Source organism: Pseudomonas sp. MF4836 (genome assembly GCF_002018875.1).
Lineage (GTDB): Bacteria > Pseudomonadota > Gammaproteobacteria > Pseudomonadales > Pseudomonadaceae > Aquipseudomonas.
The window spans coordinates 152,893-171,920 of record NZ_MVOL01000006.1 but is presented as its reverse complement, the minus strand read 5'-3'; the positions used below and the strand labels follow the sequence as shown (position 1 = coordinate 171,920).

18 protein-coding genes and 1 pseudogene are annotated in these 19,028 nt (G+C 64.2%); 5 read left to right on the top strand and 14 right to left on the bottom strand.

Features of this window, described 5'->3' with window-relative positions:
- Positions 1-59: 59 nt before the first annotated feature.
- The 3 genes and pseudogenes from MF4836_RS36150 to MF4836_RS15880 all read right to left on the bottom strand — a co-directional run bounded on the left by MF4836_RS36150 (position 60) and on the right by MF4836_RS15880 (position 2,997).
- Positions 60-764: a methyl-accepting chemotaxis protein gene (locus tag MF4836_RS36150; protein WP_443217344.1), complete on the bottom strand. Its 705-nt coding sequence runs from the start codon at positions 762-764 to the stop codon at positions 60-62.
- A 204-nt stretch (positions 765-968) separates the two neighbouring features.
- Positions 969-1,145 (bottom strand): annotated as a pseudogene (locus MF4836_RS36145) (HAMP domain-containing protein); the annotation flags it as partial.
- A 1,090-nt stretch (positions 1,146-2,235) separates the two neighbouring features.
- Entirely contained in the window at positions 2,236-2,997 is a 762-nt protein-coding gene (locus MF4836_RS15880; RefSeq protein ID WP_078471055.1) for an SDR family oxidoreductase, read from the bottom strand.
- 230 nt (positions 2,998-3,227) lie between these two features.
- Here MF4836_RS15880 and MF4836_RS15875 point away from each other — a divergent pair, with 230 nt between their 5' ends.
- Positions 3,228-4,232 carry an NADP-dependent oxidoreductase gene (locus MF4836_RS15875; RefSeq protein ID WP_078471054.1) on the top strand — a complete coding sequence of 335 codons (1,005 nt, stop codon included), beginning with the start codon at positions 3,228-3,230 and terminating at the stop codon, positions 4,230-4,232.
- A 76-nt stretch (positions 4,233-4,308) separates the two neighbouring features.
- On the opposite strand, the gene pyrF is transcribed toward MF4836_RS15875, so the two are convergent.
- Entirely contained in the window at positions 4,309-5,007 is a 699-nt protein-coding gene (gene pyrF, locus MF4836_RS15870; protein WP_020299191.1) for an orotidine-5'-phosphate decarboxylase, read from the bottom strand.
- 313 nt (positions 5,008-5,320) lie between these two features.
- Here pyrF and MF4836_RS15865 point away from each other — a divergent pair, with 313 nt between their 5' ends.
- The 3 genes from MF4836_RS15865 (at position 5,321) to xopAW (ending at position 8,099) form a co-directional block, all read left to right on the top strand.
- Positions 5,321-6,085, top strand: coding sequence for a response regulator (locus tag MF4836_RS15865; protein WP_020299192.1), 765 nt, complete (start codon positions 5,321-5,323; stop codon positions 6,083-6,085).
- Positions 6,085-7,131, top strand: a complete 1,047-nt coding sequence (locus MF4836_RS15860; protein ID WP_078471052.1) for a sensor histidine kinase — start codon at positions 6,085-6,087, stop codon at positions 7,129-7,131. Before MF4836_RS15865 ends, MF4836_RS15860 begins: the two co-directional genes overlap by 1 nt.
- A gap of 122 nt (positions 7,132-7,253) precedes the next feature.
- Positions 7,254-8,099: an EF-hand domain-containing protein gene (xopAW, locus tag MF4836_RS15855; RefSeq protein WP_078471051.1), complete on the top strand. Its 846-nt coding sequence runs from the start codon at positions 7,254-7,256 to the stop codon at positions 8,097-8,099.
- A gap of 54 nt (positions 8,100-8,153) precedes the next feature.
- On the opposite strand, the gene MF4836_RS15850 is transcribed toward xopAW, so the two are convergent.
- From MF4836_RS15850 to MF4836_RS15805, 10 genes are all read right to left on the bottom strand, one after another.
- Positions 8,154-9,206, bottom strand: a complete 1,053-nt coding sequence (locus MF4836_RS15850; protein WP_078471050.1) for an AI-2E family transporter — start codon at positions 9,204-9,206, stop codon at positions 8,154-8,156.
- A 72-nt stretch (positions 9,207-9,278) separates the two neighbouring features.
- Entirely contained in the window at positions 9,279-10,085 is an 807-nt protein-coding gene (locus tag MF4836_RS15845) for a DUF4892 domain-containing protein (RefSeq protein ID WP_178102959.1), read from the bottom strand.
- Between the two features lie 23 nt (positions 10,086-10,108).
- Complete coding sequence (locus MF4836_RS15840; protein ID WP_078471048.1) at positions 10,109-10,768, bottom strand: glutathione S-transferase family protein; 660 nt, start codon at positions 10,766-10,768, stop codon at positions 10,109-10,111.
- Between the two features lie 50 nt (positions 10,769-10,818).
- Complete coding sequence (locus MF4836_RS15835; RefSeq protein ID WP_020299198.1) at positions 10,819-11,673, bottom strand: alpha/beta hydrolase; 855 nt, start codon at positions 11,671-11,673, stop codon at positions 10,819-10,821.
- Positions 11,670-12,476: an alpha/beta fold hydrolase gene (locus tag MF4836_RS15830; protein ID WP_078471047.1), complete on the bottom strand. Its 807-nt coding sequence runs from the start codon at positions 12,474-12,476 to the stop codon at positions 11,670-11,672. The genes MF4836_RS15835 and MF4836_RS15830 overlap by 4 nt, the downstream gene beginning before the upstream one ends.
- A gap of 116 nt (positions 12,477-12,592) precedes the next feature.
- On the bottom strand, positions 12,593-13,036 hold the full coding sequence (locus MF4836_RS15825; RefSeq protein WP_020299200.1) for a hotdog fold thioesterase: 444 nt from the start codon (positions 13,034-13,036) through the stop codon (positions 12,593-12,595).
- A gap of 29 nt (positions 13,037-13,065) precedes the next feature.
- The gene (locus MF4836_RS15820) at positions 13,066-14,733 is read right to left on the bottom strand and encodes an AMP-binding protein (RefSeq protein WP_078471046.1); all 1,668 of its coding nucleotides are present in this window, start codon (positions 14,731-14,733) and stop codon (positions 13,066-13,068) included.
- A 136-nt stretch (positions 14,734-14,869) separates the two neighbouring features.
- Positions 14,870-15,319, bottom strand: a complete 450-nt coding sequence (gene sixA / locus MF4836_RS15815) for a phosphohistidine phosphatase SixA (RefSeq protein ID WP_078471045.1) — start codon at positions 15,317-15,319, stop codon at positions 14,870-14,872.
- Positions 15,316-15,663, bottom strand: a complete 348-nt coding sequence (locus MF4836_RS15810; protein WP_020299203.1) for a DUF4389 domain-containing protein — start codon at positions 15,661-15,663, stop codon at positions 15,316-15,318. Before MF4836_RS15810 ends, sixA begins: the two co-directional genes overlap by 4 nt.
- A 19-nt stretch (positions 15,664-15,682) precedes the next feature.
- Positions 15,683-16,708: an NAD(P)H-dependent glycerol-3-phosphate dehydrogenase gene (locus tag MF4836_RS15805; protein WP_078471044.1), complete on the bottom strand. Its 1,026-nt coding sequence runs from the start codon at positions 16,706-16,708 to the stop codon at positions 15,683-15,685.
- Positions 16,709-16,903: 195 nt separating this feature from the next.
- Between MF4836_RS15805 and MF4836_RS15800 the strand changes: the two genes are divergently transcribed.
- Positions 16,904-19,027, top strand: a complete 2,124-nt coding sequence (locus MF4836_RS15800; protein WP_078471043.1) for a TonB-dependent receptor plug domain-containing protein — start codon at positions 16,904-16,906, stop codon at positions 19,025-19,027.
- Position 19,028 lies beyond the last annotated feature (1 nt).

Here is a 19,028-nt window from a genome sequence, read left to right as displayed (position 1 = left end):
CAAGGGCCAGGACCTGCCCTCAACCTGCGGCCAATAACCCGCAGGTGAAGCACACGGCCTCAGAGCCGGAAGTGCCCGACCATCCCCTTCAACTCCACCCCCAACTGCGCCAGCTCAATGCTCGATGCGGCATTGCCCTGCATCGCCAGTGACGATTGGTCGGCGCTGGCACGGATGCTGGTGACGCTGCGATTGATCTCTTCGGCCACCGAGCTCTGCTGCTCGGCGGCGGCGGCGATCTGCTGGTTCATCTGCTGGATCAGGGATACCGCCGCGGCAATGCTGCCCAGGGCGCTTTCGGTTTGCAGGGCATCACTGACCGCCAGCTTGACCAGCTCGCCGCTGCCCTGGATCTGCTGCACCGAAGAGTCCGCCGCCGCACGTAAGGCACTGACCAGGCGCTCGATCTCCTCGGTGGACTGCTGCGTCCGTTTGGCCAGCGCCCGCACTTCGTCGGCCACCACCGCAAAGCCTCTGCCCTGCTCGCCCGCACGCGCAGCCTCAATGGCAGCGTTGAGGGCCAGCAGGTTGGTCTGCTCGGCCACGCTTTTGATCACCCCCAATACCGCGCCGATGTTCTGGATCTCGGCACTCAGGCTTTCGATGCTGCTGCTGGCACTGGTCGCCGAGTCGGCCAGTTGCTCGATGCGCTGCATGCTCTGGCGCACCACCTGTTGCCCGCTCTCCACCTTGTTGTCGGCGGACTGCGCCGCCAGCGCCGCCTCTTCGGCGTTGCGCGCCACGTCGTGGACGGTGGCGGTCATCTGATTCATGGCAGTGGCAACCTGCTCGGTTTCTTCCTTCTGGCTGCTGACTTCAAGGTTGGTCTGCTCGGTGACCGCCGACAGGGACTGGGCCGAACTGGCCAGTTGCTCGATACCAGCCTGCAAGCCGCTGACAATACTGCTGAGCCCTGCCCCCATCTGCTGCATCGCCAGCATCAACTGGCCGATCTCATCGCGCCGGGTGACCTCGACCGTGGCGCTGAGATCGCCGGCAGCGATTTGCTGGGCCACGCGAATCACGCTGCGCAGCGGCGCGACAATCAGCCGGGTAATGATCCACGACGCCAGCAGGCCCACCAAAAGGGCCAGGGCCGAAGAGCCGATGATCAGCCAGGCGTTCTGCTTCAGCTCGGCCTGCATTGAGAGGTCCTGGGCGGCGTAGGCCTGGTCGACCCGCTCCGTCACCTGCGCGGCGCGTTCGCGCAGCTGCTGGTAAACGGTTTTCTCCTGAGCCAGCAGCCCGGTGTACTCCGCGAGTTTTTCGCCGAAGTTGCCAATGTGCCCGGCGACCTCATTGAGCACCGTCTGATAGCCGGCATCCTTGACTGCGGTCTTGAGCTGCTCGGCCTGGGCCAGCGCCTGCTCGGCCTGCTCGATCTTGCCCTGGCCGGCATTTTCTTCGTCGCCCTTGCGGCTTTGATCCAGGCGCAGGCGCGCTTCATTCATGGCCTGCAACATCAGCCGCGAGACCTGGCTGACCTGATTGGCCTGGTCGATGAATTCGCTGCCCTCCTTGCCCTGGGACTCCTTCAATCCGTAGGTGCCATCGTCGGCCAGCCCGGCCTGGAGGACATCGAGGTTATTGGCCACGCTGGAGACCGACCAACTGGCCATCTCCAGCGCCAGGTCCTTGGCCTGGGTCAGTTCGACAAACTCATCGAAAGCCTTGCGATAAGCCGCCAAAGCCTGCTCGACATCGTTCATTACCGGCACGTTCGCCGCCGATTGGCTTTTGAGCTCGGACGCCAACCGCAGCAAACCCTCGACCCCCTCATGCAGGGCATCGACGGTCTTGGGGTCGCCACGCAGGGCGTACTCCTGCTCCAGCAGGCGCACGTTGAGCAAACCGCTGTTGAGGGACGACATCTGCTTGAGGCCATCAAAACGATGGCTGATGGTTTGCAACGACCAGACACCAATGGCCGCCACCACTGCCGTCAACAACAGGACCAGGGTAAACCCGATGCCCAGTTTCTTTGCCATGCCCAGGTTGGCAAAACGTCCGCTCGTGGCCGAATTCATTGCGCTCAGTCCCCTTCCGATACCCAATGGCGGCAAGGCCATTTTCGAGTACTGCAGGTTCGCAACGGGCTGTACCGCAACACAAGTCTCTGGCGTCGGAATAATGGCAAAAAGCTAGGTGCAGGTCGTTTTCAGGACGGTCGAGGTCGATCGGGCGGGCCTGGATGCGACAGGGCACATCACCGTCCCGCCTCGACGAAAAATCCCCTCAGATGGCGGTGGCGCCGCCGTCGACCGCCAGCGCATGGCCGGTGGTGAAGGCCGCGCCGTCACTGCACAGATACAACACGGCGCTGGCGATCTCCTCGACCTTGCCCACCCGGCCCACCGGATGCATGGCTGCCGCGAACTCGGCTTTCTTTGGATCGGCCTCATAGGCGCGGCGGAACATATCGGTGTCGATCACCGCCGGGCAGACCGCGTTGACGCGGATTTTCTTCTTCGCATACTCGATGGCCGCGGACTTGGTCAGGCCAATCACCGCGTGCTTGGAAGCGGCGTAGATACTCATCTTCGGTGCTGCCCCGAGGCCTGCCACCGAAGCGGTGTTGACGATGGCGCCGCCGCCCTGGGCCAGCATCAGCGGCAACTGGTACTTCATGCACAGCCAGACGCCCTTGACGTTGACCCCCATGATCGCGTCGAACTCATCCTGGGTACCGTCGGCCAGCCGGCCCTTCTCGATCTCGATTCCGGCATTGTTGAAGGCGTAATCGACCCGCCCGTAGGCATTCACCGCCTGGGCCATCAGTTGCTGTACATCTGCTTCCAGGGTCACGTTGCAGCGCACGAACAAGGCGTCGCCACCGGCACGGCGAATCAGCTCCACTGTGCCTTCGCCGCCGTCGACATCCAGGTCCGCCACCACCACTTTCAAGCCTTCGCCGGCGAATGCCAGGGCGGTGGCTCGGCCAATACCGGCGGCGGCACCGGTAACCAGGGCCACGGTGCCGGAAAACGTCATGCTCATTGTTATGTCCTCGATGGAATGCGGGTCGCGTGCCGGGAGTCTAGCCACAGGCCGGGGCCCTGCGGCAGCACTATCAGAAGCCCGGTTGAGGGCTTATGCGCGGCAGTGATAAACCGCCCGGGGTGACCATCACTGCACTGGATCGGCGCCTATTCGCTGCGCCGGCAATCCTTGCGGCAGCGGCGCTGAAGGTCTATCAACTAGGGTTTCATTGACCTTGAGTGCCTGCCATGACCAGCCAGACCAATCGCCAGTTCCTCCTCGCCAAGCGCCCTGTAGGCGCGGCGACCCGCGAGACCTTCACCTACCAGCAGGTTGCGGTCGGTGAACCGGGGCCGGGGCAGATTCTGGTGAAGAACGAATACCTGTCCCTGGACCCGGCCATGCGCGGCTGGATGAACGAGGGCAAGTCCTACATCCCGCCGGTGGCGATTGGCGAAGTGATGCGTGCCCTGGGCGTGGGCCAGGTGATTGCGTCGAACAACCCGGGCTTCAATGTCGGCGACTACGTCAATGGCGCCTTGGGCGTGCAGGACTACTTCCTCGGCGAGCCTCGCGGCTTCTATAAGGTCGACCCCAAGCTCGCTCCCCTGCCGCGCTACCTCTCGGCCCTGGGCATGACCGGCATGACCGCCTACTTCGCCCTGCTCGACGTCGGCGCGCCCAAGGCCGGCGAGACCGTGGTGCTGTCCGGGGCCGCCGGAGCGGTGGGCAGCATTGCCGGGCAGATCGCCAAGATCAAGGGCTGCCGCGTGATCGGCATCGCCGGGGGCCAGGACAAGTGCAAGTTCCTGATCGACGAACTGGGTTTTGACGGCGCCATCGATTACAAGAGCGAAGACGTGCACGCCGGCCTCAAGCGCGAATGCCCGAAAGGCGTCGATGTGTATTTCGACAACGTCGGCGGCGACATTCTGGATGCGGTGCTCAGCCGCCTGAATTTCAAGGCACGGGTGGTGATCTGCGGCGCCATCAGCCAGTACAACAACAAGGAAGCGATCAAAGGCCCGGCCAACTACCTGTCGTTGCTGGTCAACCGCGCGCGCATGGAAGGTTTTGTGGTGATGGACCATGCCGCGCAATTCGCGGCGGCCGGGCAGGAAATGGCCGGCTGGATGGCCAAGGGGCAGCTCAAGAGCAAGGAAGATACTGTCGAAGGGCTGGAGACGTTCCCGGAAACCCTGATGAAACTGTTCAGCGGCGAGAACTTTGGCAAGTTGGTGCTGAAGGTTTAAGCGCGGCTGACCATTGAAGGCACCGTCCATCGCCGGCACACCGGCGATGGACTGGCGACTCAGGGCCTGTTCACCCTCAGGCCAGTTCGGCGACCACAGCCGCCAGCGCCTGGCCTGGATCAGCCGCCTGGCTGATCGGGCGACCGATCACCAGGTAGTCGGAACCGGCATCCAGCGCCTGGCGCGGGGTGAGGATGCGCCGCTGGTCGTCCTGGGCGCTGCCTGCCGGACGGATGCCCGGAGTCACCAATTGCAGCGACGGGTGGGCGGCTTTCAGCGCCTGGGCTTCCAGCGCCGAGCACACCAAGCCATCCATGCCGGCCTTTTGCGCCAGCGCCGCCAGGCGTAGCACCTGCTCCTGGGGCTCGATGTCCAGGCCGATGCCGGCCAAGTCCTCGCGCTCCATGCTGGTCAGCACGGTCACACCGATCAGCAGCGGTTTCGGGCCGCTGCGCTGGTCGAGCACTTCACGGCAGGCGGCCATCATGCGCAGGCCACCGGAGCAATGCACGTTGACCATCCACACGCCCATTTCCGCCGCGGCCTTGACCGCCATCGCCGTAGTGTTGGGGATGTCATGGAACTTGAGGTCGAGGAACACTTCAAAACCCTTGTCGCGCAAGGTCCCGACGATTTCGGCGGCGCAACTGGTGAACAGTTCCTTGCCGACTTTGACCCGGCACAGTTTCGGGTCCAGCTGATCAGCCAGTTTCAGTGCGGCGTCACGGGTGGGGAAATCCAGGGCGACGATGATAGGAGTCTGGCAGGCGGACATGAATGGGCTCTCAGGCAAGTCGAAATCGGCGCGGATTGTAGCGCAAGCCGGGATGTTCCGGGACCCGGTGATCGGTAAATCGTCGCCAGGAGCGCCCGATCAGCTGCCATATCGGGCACAATGGCCGACCCGGCGGGCTTTGTATCAATCCCGATACACTTCCGACACGCCCGCAACAATCCACAGCGCTACCCTCGCCAGCCGCTATACCCCGAACAGCACTTCCAGCCCTCGGGCCGGACGCCTATGCTGAAGCCACAACCTCGCAGCCCATCTTTGTGGTTGGCAGCCTACCTGGCAGATGATCGCACCCATGCAAAACACTCCAGCCCCTCTCAACGACGATCAGAAAGCGCCCGTCAGCAACGACGAAAAACGCTGGAACACAAGGGCCTTGATCGTTGACGACGACGTGCCGATCCGCGAACTGCTGATCGACTACCTGGCACGCTTCAATATCCACGCCAGTGGCGTCACCGATGGCGCCGCCATGCGCGTGGCACTGCAAGCCGAACACTTCGACGTGGTGGTGCTCGACCTGATGCTGCCGGGCGAAGACGGCCTGTCCCTGTGCCGCTGGCTGCGTAACGAATCGGACATCCCGATCCTGATGCTCACCGCGCGCTGCGAACCCACCGACCGCATCATCGGCCTGGAACTGGGCGCCGACGACTACATGGCCAAGCCGTTCGAGCCTCGGGAACTGGTGGCGCGGATCCAGACCATCCTGCGCCGGGTGCGCGACGATCGCAGCGAACAGCGGGCCAATATCCGCTTCGACAACTGGCGCCTGAACAGCGTCCTGCGCCAACTGATCTCCGCCGATGGCCTGGTGGTGCCGCTGTCGAATGCCGAGTTCCGCCTGCTCTGGGTGTTCATCGAGCGCCCGCGCCGGGTGTTGAGCCGCGAGCAACTGCTGGACGCCGCACGCGGCCGCTCCATCGAAGCCTTCGACCGCAGTATCGACCTGCTGGTCTCGCGCCTGCGGCAGAAGCTGGGCGACGATCCGAAATCGCCACAGCTGATCAAGACCGTACGCGGTGAGGGTTATCTGTTCGACGCGCGAGACATCGGCTGATGCGGGGGCGTTTCGATACGCTGTTCAGCCGCCTGTTCGGGATGTTGCTGATTGCGATCGTACTCGCCCACCTGCTGGCCTTTTTCTGGTTTCACCACTACGGCCCGCCACCGCCGCCGCCCCCTCCCCAGGCCGGACAAGCCTTCAACGGTCCGCCCCGCGGGCCGCCGAATTTTGAACCGCGGCCGCCACGACCGTGGTTTGGCGGGCCCATCGTGCCGCTGACCTTTCAGCTGATTTCATTGGTGATTGCCGCCTGGTACGGCGCCAAGCTGCTGAGCCGCCCGATCCAGCGCCTGAGCGGCGCCGCCGAACGCCTGAGTGAAAACCTCGACAGCCCACCTCTGGATGAGTCCGGGCCACGAGAGGCACGCCAGGCGGCCCACACCTTCAACCTGATGCAACGCCGCATCCGCGAGCAGGTGCAGCAGCGCGGGCGCATGCTCGGCGCGGTTTCCCATGACCTGCGCACGCCCCTGTCGCGCCTCAAGCTGCGCCTGGAGCAGATCGAAGACATCAAGCTGCAAGGGCAGATGCGCCAGGACCTCGACGACATGATCAGCATGCTCGACGCGACCCTCAGCTACCTGCACGAGCAGCGCACCAGTGAAGCCCAGCAGCGCATGGACGTGCAGGCCCTGGTTGAATCGCTTTGCGAAAACGCCCAGGACCAGGGCGCCGATGTCCAGGCCAGCGGCCACTGCGCGCCGTTGCAAGTACAGCCCATGGCCTTGCGCTCCTGCCTGAACAACCTGCTCGACAACGCCCTGCGTTACGCCGGGCATGCCGCGATCGACCTGCAGGACAGCCGCGAACAGTTGCTGATCCGGGTCATCGACCACGGCCCGGGGATCGACGCCACCCAACGCGAGGCGGTATTCGAGCCGTTCTTTCGCCTGGAAGGCTCGCGCAACCGCAACTCCGGCGGCGTCGGCCTGGGCATGACCATCGCCCGCGAGGCGGTCGGGCGCCTGGGTGGTCAACTGAGCCTGGAACAAACCCCTGGCGGCGGCCTGACCGTGGTGGTCCGCCTGCCGCGTCACTGATCCCCCTCGAGCAGCATGTGTAGCCCCGGGTACAAAGCCCACATACCCACGACAAATCCCCCCGCGAGGCTGCACAAGCCGGCACACCCACCGGCTTTATCCATCCGCAGGGAGTGAGCCCCATGATCGGTAGCGTCAGTAACTATTCGAGCTATATCAGCTCCAGCAGCAGTACGACCAACAACACCCGCAGCCAGCAGTTGCAGAAAGAGCTGTTCAGCAAACTCGACAGCAACGGCGACGGCGCAGTGGATCAGGACGAGCTCAAGAGCGCCCTGTCGCAGAAAAGCGACAACGGCATCCTGGTCAGCCTGAGCAAGAACTTCAGTGACCTGGACAGCGACAGCAGCGGCAGCCTGAGCAGCGAAGAAATGGCCGCCATGGCGCCCCCGCCGCCGCCATCGCAGGACCAGGCACCCAATACCGAGCTGGCCGATGCCCTGATCAAGGCCCTGGACACCGACGGTGACGGCGTTGTCAGCAGCGACGAGCTGAGCAACGGCCTGAGCAGTGCCGGCAGCAGCGCCGACAGCAAGGAAATCTTCTCGGCCTTGGACAAGAACCAGGATGGCAGCGTCAGCCAGGAAGAAATGGCCGCCGCCCTCGCCCCGCCTCCACCGCCGCCTCAGCAGGCTTCCAGTGAGGAGTTGTTCAGCCAGCTGGACACCGACGGCGACGGCAGCATTACCACCAGCGAACTGAGCAGCGCGCTACAGGCCAGCAATAGCAGCACCAGCACTGACAGCAGTGCCGCCCTGCTCAAGGTGCTGGACAGCGATAACAGCGGTGGCGTCAGCAGCGACGAGCTAAAGGCCGCGTTGCAGGCCGGTCGTGATCAGCCAAGCACGGCCTCCAGCGAAAAGAGCGAACTGGCCCAGGCCCTGGGCAAGATGATCGCCAATCTGAACAAGCAGTATCAGCTCGATAACGTGGCGCAGGTCGGCAGCAGCGTCAACGTCGCCGCGTGATCCGCGGAAAGCGGCGCTGGCCTGCCAGCGCCTGCACGCCAGCAGGTCGCACGGTCAGCGCTGGTCCTCGACCCGCGCCTGGCTCGCGCTCCAGTCGGTGAGCAGGCTGTAGGCCACCGCCAGCAGGGTCGGGCCGATAAACAGGCCGATAAAACCGAAGGCAATCAAGCCGCCGAACACCCCCAGCAGCACAATCACCAGAGGCAGGTTGCCGCCACGGCTGATCAGGTAGGGTTTGAGCACGTTGTCGACGCCGCTGATGATGAACGTGCCCCAGATCCCAAGGAACACCGCCATCCCGTATTCGCCCTTCCAGGCCAGCCAGGCCGTGGCCGGTATCCACACCAGGGGCGGCCCCATGGGAATCAGACTGAGCAGGAAGGTGGTGATCCCCAGGACCAGGGCGCCCGGCACCCCTGCGATCAGGAAGCCGATCAGGGCCAGGATCGCCTGGGCCGCTGCCGTGCCGATCACGCCATTGACCACCCGCTGCACCGTACCCGCCACCAGCTCGATGTAGTAGCCGGCCCGCTCGCCGATCAGGCGTTCCAGCAGCTTGTGCACGAACAGCGCCAGGCGCGGGCCGTCGCGATAGAAGAAAAACACAAAGACGATACTCAGGGTCAACTCGAGGATGCCGCCGCCGATCTGTGCGCTGCGCGCCAGCAACCAGTTCCCGACCTGCCCCAGGTAGGGCTTGACCGCCAGCATCATCGCCGCGCCCTGCTGATCGATGCTGTCCCACAGCCCCACCAGACGCTCCCCGACCAGAGGGATGCTGCCCAGCCAGACCGGCGCAGCGGGCAGGCCATCGACCTGCACGTCCTTGATAAAGGCCGTGGCATCGCGCACATGGTCAGCCAGGTTCAAGCCCAGCCAGACCATGGGTGCGGCCACCAGCACCATCCAGCCCAGGGTCAACAGGGCCGCGGCCAACGACTCGCGGCCATTGAGCCAGCGTGTCAGCAGGCGCATCAGCGGCCAACTGGCAAACGCCAGCACCGCACCCCAGAACAGCGCCGACCAAAACGGCGCCATCACCCACAAACTGGCACCAAACAACACCAGGAGCAGAATCTGCACCAACAGGCGATCGTTATTGAGCATGAAGAATCTCGAGAAAGGACGTCGAACACAGAGTAGGCGAACACAGGGCCGGTGTGTTCGCCTTGGAGGGTATTAGCGCAACAGCTCGAAGTGCAGGCCCGTCGTATCGGTGGTGCCGGTTTCCATCCGCGCGGCGCGCACGCCCTGGCCGATCAGGGCCTGACGCCAGGCTTCGGCGTTGCTCCCGGAAATACTGACCCGCAGCGTGGTATCCAGGTTCAGCCCCCGGGACAGCAGGGTCAGCCAGACCGACTGCGGGTCGGCACCGAGTTTGGGCAGGTCCAGGCGGCCGGTGTCTTTCAACTGGCGCAACAGGGTTGCCGAAGTCGGCAGCAAGTCACCCAGTGGCGCACTGGCCTCGAACTGTTCGACATGCAGGTACGCCCGGCGATTGCCCCGAGTGATGCTGTACAGCGCCACCAGGGAATTGTCCTGGGGCGCGGCCAGGCGCAACAGCAGGTAGGCCTGCTGGTCGTCGGCGCCAAAGAGCTTGGCGTTGCCGAACACTTCATTGGCCCACAGGCTGCTTTCCCCGCAGTCCCGCGCCTGGCACCAGAACAGCAGTTCGGCGCCCTGCTTCTGCAGGGCTTCGCGGGCGGCGGTAAAGGCTTCGGTGGATGAATGCTCGGGCGGCAACTCATAGGTCACCGAAGTGGCCTTGCCCCGGGCGCCAACCTGGCCGTCAAAGCGCAACTGGCCGCTGATCCTGCGGATCGACCCCATGGGGTAGATGCGCTCCAGCTCCGCCAGTGGCCGGTAATCGACAATCTGCGCATCGGCCAGGCGCGGTACCAGCGGCAAGTCGTGGCTACCGGGCACGTCGGCGGCGAACACCATGGAACTGGCACAGTACAAACCCAGCATGCTGAAACAACGGATGAGTCCTTTCATTGGAAATACGCTCATCGGATCAGCATGGCCTGGGCACCTTTGACAACGCTGGCGTCATCCGTGCGTTGGGGGACCAGCAGGCCGCGTTGCACCGCCGGGCGCGCCGCCAGGGCCGCCATCCAGCGCTGCAGGGCCGGCAGGCCGTCGACCGAGACCCCGGACCATTCATGGCCGCGGACCCAGGGGTATGTGGCGATGTCGGCGATGCTGTAGTCACCGGCCAGAAATTCCACCGTCTGCAAACGACCGTCGAGCACTTCGTACAGACGCCGGGTTTCATGCTGGTAGCGGTCGATGGCGCCTTGGAGTTTTTCCGGGAAGTAACGGAAGAACACGTTGGCCTGACCCTGCATCGGGCCGACCCCGCCCATCTGGAACATCAGCCATTGCAGAACCAGCGAACGCCCCTTGGGGTCGGCGGGCAGCAATTGGCCGCTGAGTTCGGCGAGGTAGATAAGGATGGCGCCGGATTCAAACACGGCGAAATCGCCATTGGCACGGTCGACGATTGCCGGGATCCGCCCGTTGGGATTGATCTTGAGAAAGTCTGGAGCCTTCTGTTCCTTTTTGTCGAAACTCAGGGCATGCACCGTATAGGGCATGCCGAGTTCCTCGAGCACGATAGAGACCTTGTGGCCATTAGGCGTCGCAGCGGTGTAGAGATCTATCATGGTTGTCTCCGATTTCAACCCGCCCAGCCTCGACAGTTGACCGGCGCAAGTCAAGGAACGGCGAAAAACCGATTGAAACAGTCTGCGACAAAGATCGCGCCGGCCTCGTCGTTCAGGTGCAAATGATGGCCTCCCGGCAACTGCTCCCGGGCAAAGGGTAGTCGCTCGAGCAATTGCCCGTGCTTGGCCAGCATGCCATCGGCCGCCACCACCAGCCGGGTCGGGCAACTGACCCGCTGCACGAAGGCCATGGCCTGCTCTTCGGTCAGGCGCAACGGCGACGCCAGGGTCAGGCGGTTATCGCTGCGCCAGGTATAGCCCCCGGGCACCGGCATCAGGCCGCGCTGGGCCAGCAATTCGGCCGCTTCACGACTGACCGCCACCAGGCCCTTCATCCGCGCCTCGATGGCCTGCTCCAGAGTGGCGTAGACCCGCTTGCGCTTGTCCTGCAGGGCGAGTTGCGCCTGCAGCGCCATGCCCAGGCGCTCGGCGGCATTCTCGGTGCCGGCGGTGGGCGGGATCACCCCATCGATCAACGCCAGGTGGCTGACGCGCTCCGGCAAGGCTCCGGCCAGCACCAGCGAGACAATCGCCCCCAGGGAGTGGCCCATCAGGGCAAAGCGTTTCCAGCCCAGTTGCTCGGCCACCTGCAGCACGTCGTACACATAGTCCCACAGGGCATAACCGGCGCCCGCCGGCCGATGGTCGGAGTGGCCGTGGCCGGCCATGTCCAGGGCAACGATACGCAAGCCGTCGAGCTTGGGCGCCAGGCGCGCAAAGCTATTGGCATTATCCAGCCAGCCATGCAGGGCAATCACCGGCAAGCCGTCCTCGGGCCCGAACAGATGGGCCGCGAGTTCGATATGGGGCAGGCTCAGGCGCACCTCTTCGACCACCCGGCTCATGCGCAACTCCGTTCGCGGCGTGTGTCCCAGCGGCTGAACAGCTCCTTGAGCAGCGCCGCGGTGTCCTGGGGGCGCTCCAGCGGAAACATGTGCCCGCCCGGCATGCTCAGCGACTCGCCTTGGGGCATGCGCCCGACCGCGCTGGCGTGATGCCGCATCACCACCCGGCTATGCCGTCCACGCACCATGGCCAGCGGCACCTGCAATTGGCGGGCGAGGCCCGGGCTGGTGTGGGGCACCCCACGGTAGATGCTGATTTCCGTCGCCGGGTCGAAGCGCAGGCGCAGACGATCGCCGACCTGATGCAGGCCGTGTTGCAGATAGGCTTCGAAACATTCCGGATCAAACCGGCGAAACAGGCTCTTGTCGGCAAAGTAACTGCGGGCCGACTCCAGGCTGGCAAACTCCTCGCGCCGCCCCAGGGTGCGGCCGGCCGGGGTCAGGCGGTCGATAAATCCAAAGCGCTTGGCCGCCCGGATGACCCATTGGTCGGCACGGGTCAGCACCGGCGAATCGAGCATCACCACCCCGCGATACAGTTCCGGACAACGCAGGGCGGCATGCAAATGCAGAATGCCGCCCAGGGAATGACCCACGCCCCACACCGGCTGCGCCTGCTGTTGCAGATGGTGGATCAGCTCGCTGACCAGGTTCTGCCAGTTGTCGTCCACTGGAAAACGCGGATCGTGCGCGTGTTGCTGCAAATGGGCCACGTCATACTCGGGCGCCAGGGCAGCAAACAACTTGCCGTAGGTTCCCGAAGGAAAGCCGTTGGCGTGAGCGAAAAAGACCTGCTGCGACATACCGAGTTACCCATGGACCGGACAATGGCTGATTGTCCGCAGGTCACCGCACCAGGGCAATGACCGTAACGGACACGAATGATGACACGCCGCTTCAGCCTATAAGCCTGCGCCGCTCAGCGGGCCGGCGGCGTTTCCCCCAGCGGCACCACCGCCATGGTCAGGCGCGAGATGCAGCTGGACTTGCCCTCATCGCTGCTCAGGCGGATATCCCAGACATGGGTCGTGCGGCCGATGTGCACCGCCCTGGCCACCGCGCTCACCCGGCCGCTGCGCAGGCCACGCAGGTGGTTGGCGTTGATTTCCAGGCCCACGCAATAGAATTTGCTGGCATCGATGCACAGGTAGCTGGCCATGGAGCCGACGGTTTCCGCCAGCACCACCGAGGCGCCGCCATGCAGCAGGCCGTAAGGCTGGTGAGTGCGATGATCGATGACCATGCTTGCGGTCAGGGATTCTTCGTCAAAGGACTCGAAGCGAATATCCAGTACTTCGCCGATGGTGTTTTTCTGAAGCGAATTGAGTTGTTCGATGTTCGGAGTGGTACGCCATAGGCTCATCGCTGCATCCTTCAGGGTTTTTATGGGGGTCAATCCTGCCACAGCACGGCTTCGGAGCGCTCGCTCCACTCCTGAAAGCGCTGGCCGTAAGCGGCTTCGATCACGTTGCGCTTGATCTTCAGGGTCGGCGTCAGGAAACCGTTCTCGACCGCCCAACTGTCCTTCACCACCACTAGGCGACGCAAGCGCTCGTGTTTATCCAGGACCTGATTGACCTGCTCCAGCAGCACTTCCAGGCTGCTGTGCAGGGCACCGCGCGCCGCGCCGGCGGCCTCCTGCACGCCCACCGCCGAAAGCACGCACAGCCCCAGCGGCGCCCCCAGACCGTCGCCGACCACGCACACCTGCTCGATCCGCGGGTGCACCGCCAGGCGATTCTCGATTGGCGCCGGGGCCACATACTTGCCTTTGCTGGTCTTGAAGATCTCCTTGAGCCGGCCGGTCAGGCGCAGGTTGCCGGCGGCGTCCTGCTCGCCTTTGTCGCCCGTACGCAAAAACCCGTCGGCGGTGAGGGTCTCGGCGGTTTTCTGCGGATCCTTGTAGTACCCGAGCATGGTCGCGCCGCTGCGCACCTGGACTTCACCGAACTCATCGATGCGCACTTCGACCTCCGGGCACGGCTTGCCGATCCAGCCGGGAATATGTTCCCCGGGGCGGCCGATATGGGAGTAGCCGCAGCTTTCGGTCATGCCGTACACCTCCAGCACATCCAGCCCCAGGCGCTGATACCAGTGCAGCAACGTCTGCGGCACCGGAGCCGCACCCGACAGCGCCACGCGCAACGCGTCCAGGCCCAGCCCAGCCAGCACTTTGTGGCCCACGCGCTTGCCGATGAATGGCAGTCGCAACAAAAAGTCCAGGCGCTTGGCCGGGACCTTGCTGTAGACCCCCATCTGGAACTTGGTCCAGATCCGCGGCACACCGAACATCGCGGTCGGGCGCGCGCGCTGCAGGTCGGTGAGGAAGGTATCGAGGCTCTCGGCGAAGAACACCGTCTGCCCGGTATAGATGGCCGCCATCTCGACAAACATGCGCTCGGCCACGTGGCACAGCGGCAGGTAGGACAGCAGGCGGTCCGCAGTGCCCAGGCCGAACAGCCCGGCGCCGTGGGTGGTGGCAAACCCCAGGTTGGCGAAACTGTGCATCACCCCTTTGGGCAGGCCGGTGGTGCCGGAGGTATAGATGATGGTCGCCAGTTGCTCGGCGGCCGGCGTGGGGCTGTCCAGGATCGGTGAACAGCGCTGCAGATCGTCCCAGTTGAAATCAAAATCGCCCTCGGGGTGCAGCGGCAGGTTGACGGTGGTCAACCCCGGTTTGAGCCCGGGCGCCATGGCGGGCCAGTCATCCAGCTTGCCGATAAACACCAGGGCCGACTCGGAGTGTTCGAGCACCTGGGCCACCGAGTCGGCGGTCAGGTTGGGGTACAGGGGCACGGAGACGTGGCCGGCCATCCAGATCGCCAGGTCGGCAATGATCCAGTGCGCGCAGTTCTTGGAGATGATCGCGATATGGCTGCCGGGAGGCAGCTCACGCCCGCGCAGCCAATGTGCGGCGCAGCGTGCCTGGTGAGCGACCTGGGACCAGTCCAGTTCCTCGACCTGCCCACCGCCCGTGGGCTGGACCAGAAAACGTTGGCGGGGATGACGAGCTTCACGCTCGTAGAACACTTCCAGCGGCAAACGAAAAGCAGTAGACATGCGACTCGCTCCTTGTTTTTGTTCTGATCGTGAGACTAGCCAACCAAGCACTTGCTCGGCCGACTATTCCACGCACAAAGGAGCGCTGCAAGTTAAGAAATGTTGCGCCCTGCCACCTGGAGACAGGGCTGTCCCTCTAGGGCTGCTTGAGGCTATTGAGCGCCATCAGCCCGGCCAGTGGCCAGTCGCCTTCAAGCTCGGCAAGGAAGGCGGTGCCCATCGCCTGCGGGCTGCGCAGGTGACCATGCTGCAACAAGCCAATCAGGTTGCCCACCAGGGGTTGGTGGCTGACCAGCAGCAGGTTGTCCGCCGAATCGATCCGCTCCAGCGCGGTCAGCGGGTTGCTGTCGGGCGTCAGCCAGGGCACGGTGCGGATCGGCGCCTCGAAGCCCAGGGCCTCGCGCACCAGCTCGGCGGTCTGCTGGGCCCGCACATACGGGCTGGCAAGGATGGCGTCGATGGGCTGGCCGATCAATTGCGCGGCACTGCTCAGGACTTCCTTGCGCCCATGCTCGGTCAGGTTGCGCTCGGCATCGCTGCGGGCGTGGGGCTCGGCTTCGCCGTGGCGCAACACCCAGAGCTTCATAGCTTGGGCTCCTCGTCACGGGCCGGGTGCGGGGCCGGCGGCACGGCATGGGGCGCCTCGCCTTCAGGGGTGCGCGGCGCCGGCCAGTCGGCAAAGGGCCAGGGTTTCTGATCGGTATGAAAGCTGCCGAAACGGCCGATCTGCGCCAGGAACTGGCTCAGGCTGTCGCCGAAGTTCATCAGGCTGGCGCTGGGCGCGCCGTAGATCAGGCGATAGATCAACTGCACCAGCACCAGGACGCCGAGGATGAATTGCGCCACCTGCCACACCAGCAGAAACACCAGCATCCACAGGACCCGCAGCAGGATCGACTCGTATTTTGCTTCGGAATTGCTATCGTTCATGTCTCGCTCCTGTCTGCTTTCAGTTGAATCCGCTGGTGGAGATAAAGTCGACGTCGGTTTTCGGCTCGCCACGCATCAGCAACTCGATCACCTGGTTCAGCGTACGCCCTTCGAACAGAATCGCGTGCAGCCCGGCTACCAGCGGCATGTACACCCCCAGTTCCTGGGCCTTGACCTTGAGCACCTTGAGCGTGTTGACGCCTTCGGCCACCTCGCCCAGGCGGGTCACCGCCTCTTCCAGGCTCAAGCCCTGGCCCAGGGCAAAGCCGACCTGATAGTTGCGGCTCTTGGATGAAGAGCAGGTGACGATCAGGTCTCCCACCCCGGCCAGGCCGAGAAAGGTCATCGGGTTGGCACCCTGACTGACGGCAAAGCGGGTCATTTCCGCCAGCGCCCGGGTGATCAGCATGCTCTTGGTGTTTTCCCCCATGCCCAGCGCCACCGCCATGCCGGCGATGATCGCGTAGACGTTTTTCAGCGCCCCGCCCAACTCGACGCCAAAACGGTCGGCACTGGCGTACACGCGGAAGGTGCGCCCATGCAACGCGGCCTGCACGCGCTGGCACAGCTCTTCGTCTTCGCTGGCGACCACGGTGGCGGTCAACGCATGCTCGGCCACTTCGCGGGCCAGGTTCGGCCCTGAAAGCACGCCGATCCGCGCCTGGGGAGCGATGTCCTGGAGGATTTCGCTCATCAGCTTGAAGGTCTGGGCTTCGATGCCTTTGGTCAGGCTCACCAGCAATTTGCCGCTGAGCAGTTGCGCATGGGGGGCCAGTACCGAGCGCAAGGCGCTGGAAGGCAGCGCAACAAAGCACAGGTCACATTCGCCGAGGGTGGCCAACAGGTCGGTGACCGGCTCGACCGCCGGATGAATCTTGATGCCCTTGAGGTAGCGCGGGTTCTCGCGATTGACCCGAATGGCCTCGGCCTGCTCGGGATCGCGCATCCACTGCCGCACCCGATGACCGTTTTCGGCCAGTAGATTTGCCACGGCGGTACCAAAACTTCCGCCTCCCAGGACCGCAATAGGGCGCTGTTCAGTCATATGCAATCCGTCAATCCATACCAGTGGCGATGGCGGCATTATACGGTTCGGTCCTGCGCCTACCAGCCCCTGGGACAATTAGCGCGAAATGTCGGGATCTGCCGGATTCGATCTGGGAATGTCGGGCTTATCGACTGGAAAACTCAACCATCTCGGTTAACATGCGCGGCCATTATTCCGATTCAAGGCTGTACCGTGCGTTTTGGCCCTCCCCGCCGCCCCTCGTCGTTGCTCCTGGCACTGTTGTTCAGTGCTGCGGCGCTGGCCGACGACCTGTTTGTGGACAACCAGCCGCTGCCGCAAGTGCTGACGGCTACCCGTCTCAAGCAGTCCCCGGCAGCGGTGCCCGGGAGCATGACGGTGCTCGACAGCGAGCTGATCAAGGCCAGCGGTTCCCGGGATATCGGCGAACTGCTGCGCCTGGTGCCGGGGATGATGGTCGGCGCCATCAACGGCAACCAGGCGGCGGTCAACTATCACGGCACCAGCGCCAGCGAAGCGCGACGCATGCAGGTGCTGATCGACGGCCGCTCGGTGTATCGCGCGGGCCTGGCGACCGTGGACTGGAGCGATATCCCGGTGGCCATGGAAGACATCGAGCGCATCGAAGTCTTCCGCGGCCCCAACACCGTCAGCTACGGCGCCAACGCGCTGATGGCGGTGGTCAACATCATTACCCGCGCCCCGGCCGACAGCCACGGCACCCGGTTCAAGATGACCCGCGGCCAACGCGGCATCAGCGACTGGTACGCCAGCCAGGGCACCGGCTGGGACAGCGGCGACCTGCGGCTGTCGCTGTCCGGCCAGGAAGACGACGGCTTCGACTCCGACCGCAGCGGTGCCGACTACCGCGACAGCAGGCGCCTGAACCGCATGAGCCTGGCCCTGGGGCAGATGCTCGATGAGCGGCAGAGCATCGACTGGCAGTTCAGCGCCAAGGAAGGCAGCAACCAGCGTCCTTATACCTACCGGCCGGTGTTTGCCGGCATCACTCAGACCGGCAAGGACTCCGATGTGGCGGCCAAGGACTACGCCAGTTCCTTGCGCTGGAACCTCGACCTCAATCCCAGGCACAGCCTGTACATCCAGGGGTCGGCCCAGCACTGGGACCGCCAGCAGACCTGGCGCGCCTGCGATGCCGAGATCTCGTTCAGCCCCGAACTGACCCGCCTGTGGCAGCTCAACCCGAATTACGCCGAGCGCCTGGCGCGCAATATTCCCAGCTACCTCGGCACCGGTGCGCCGGCGGGCCGCAGCGACGAACAGGCCCTGGCCAACCAGGTACTGACCCAGTGGCGGGACGGCGCGAGCCAGACCGTGTGCGGCAATATCGACCAGAGTGCCCGGGAAACCCGCTACGACCTGGAGCTGCAAGACACCCTGAGCCTGTCCGACAGCCTGCGACTGGTCAGCGGCATGAACTATCGTTATGACCGGGCGGACTCCGAGACCTACTTCAATGGCACCCTCGATGACACCACCTGGCGCCTGTTCGGCCAGCTTGAATGGCGCGCCAGCGAACACTGGCTGCTGCAGGGCGGAGCCATGTTTGAAAACAGCCAACTGACCGGCAGTTCGCTGACCCCGAGGGTCGCGCTCAACTACCTGATCAACCCGCGCCATGGTCTGCGTGCGGTGTATTCGGAAGCGATCCGATCACCGGACATGTTCGAGAACAACGTCAACTGGAGTTACCGGGTCACCGGCCTCAACCCTCGCGCCTATGGCCAGCCCAGCGCCGAATACTTCGTCAAGACCCGGGGTCCGGGCAACCTCGACCAGGAACACATGCGTTCGCGGGAGCTGGGTTACAACGGCTTTTTCGTCGACCTGGGGCTCAACCTCGACGTCAAACTGTTCTATGACGAAATCACCGGCATGGTCAGCGAGCCCCTGCGCAACAATCAGTACATCGCCAGCAATGCCAACAGCTCGCGCTTCAGCGGCACCGAGAGCCAGCTGGACTGGCACCTGAGCCGCGCCGACCGGCTGCGCCTGACCTACGCCTATGTGCATGCCGAAGCCAGCAATCGCCTGGATCAGCGCCAGACCGCCAGCAACAGTGGTTCGGCGGGTTGGCTGCGCGATTGGGGCCAGGGTTGGTCGAGCGCGCTCTTCTACTATGGCGACAATGCGCTCAACGGCTATCGCTTCGAACGGGTGGACAGCCGTGTCGCCAAGCACCTGGCCCTGGGCAAGGCCAACCTGGAGCTGGCCGCCATGCTCCAGCAACGCCTGGACAAACAGCCGACAACCTTCAGCGACAACAATTACGACCAGCGTCACGTCCTGTACTTCAGCGCGGAGCTGGAGTTCTGAC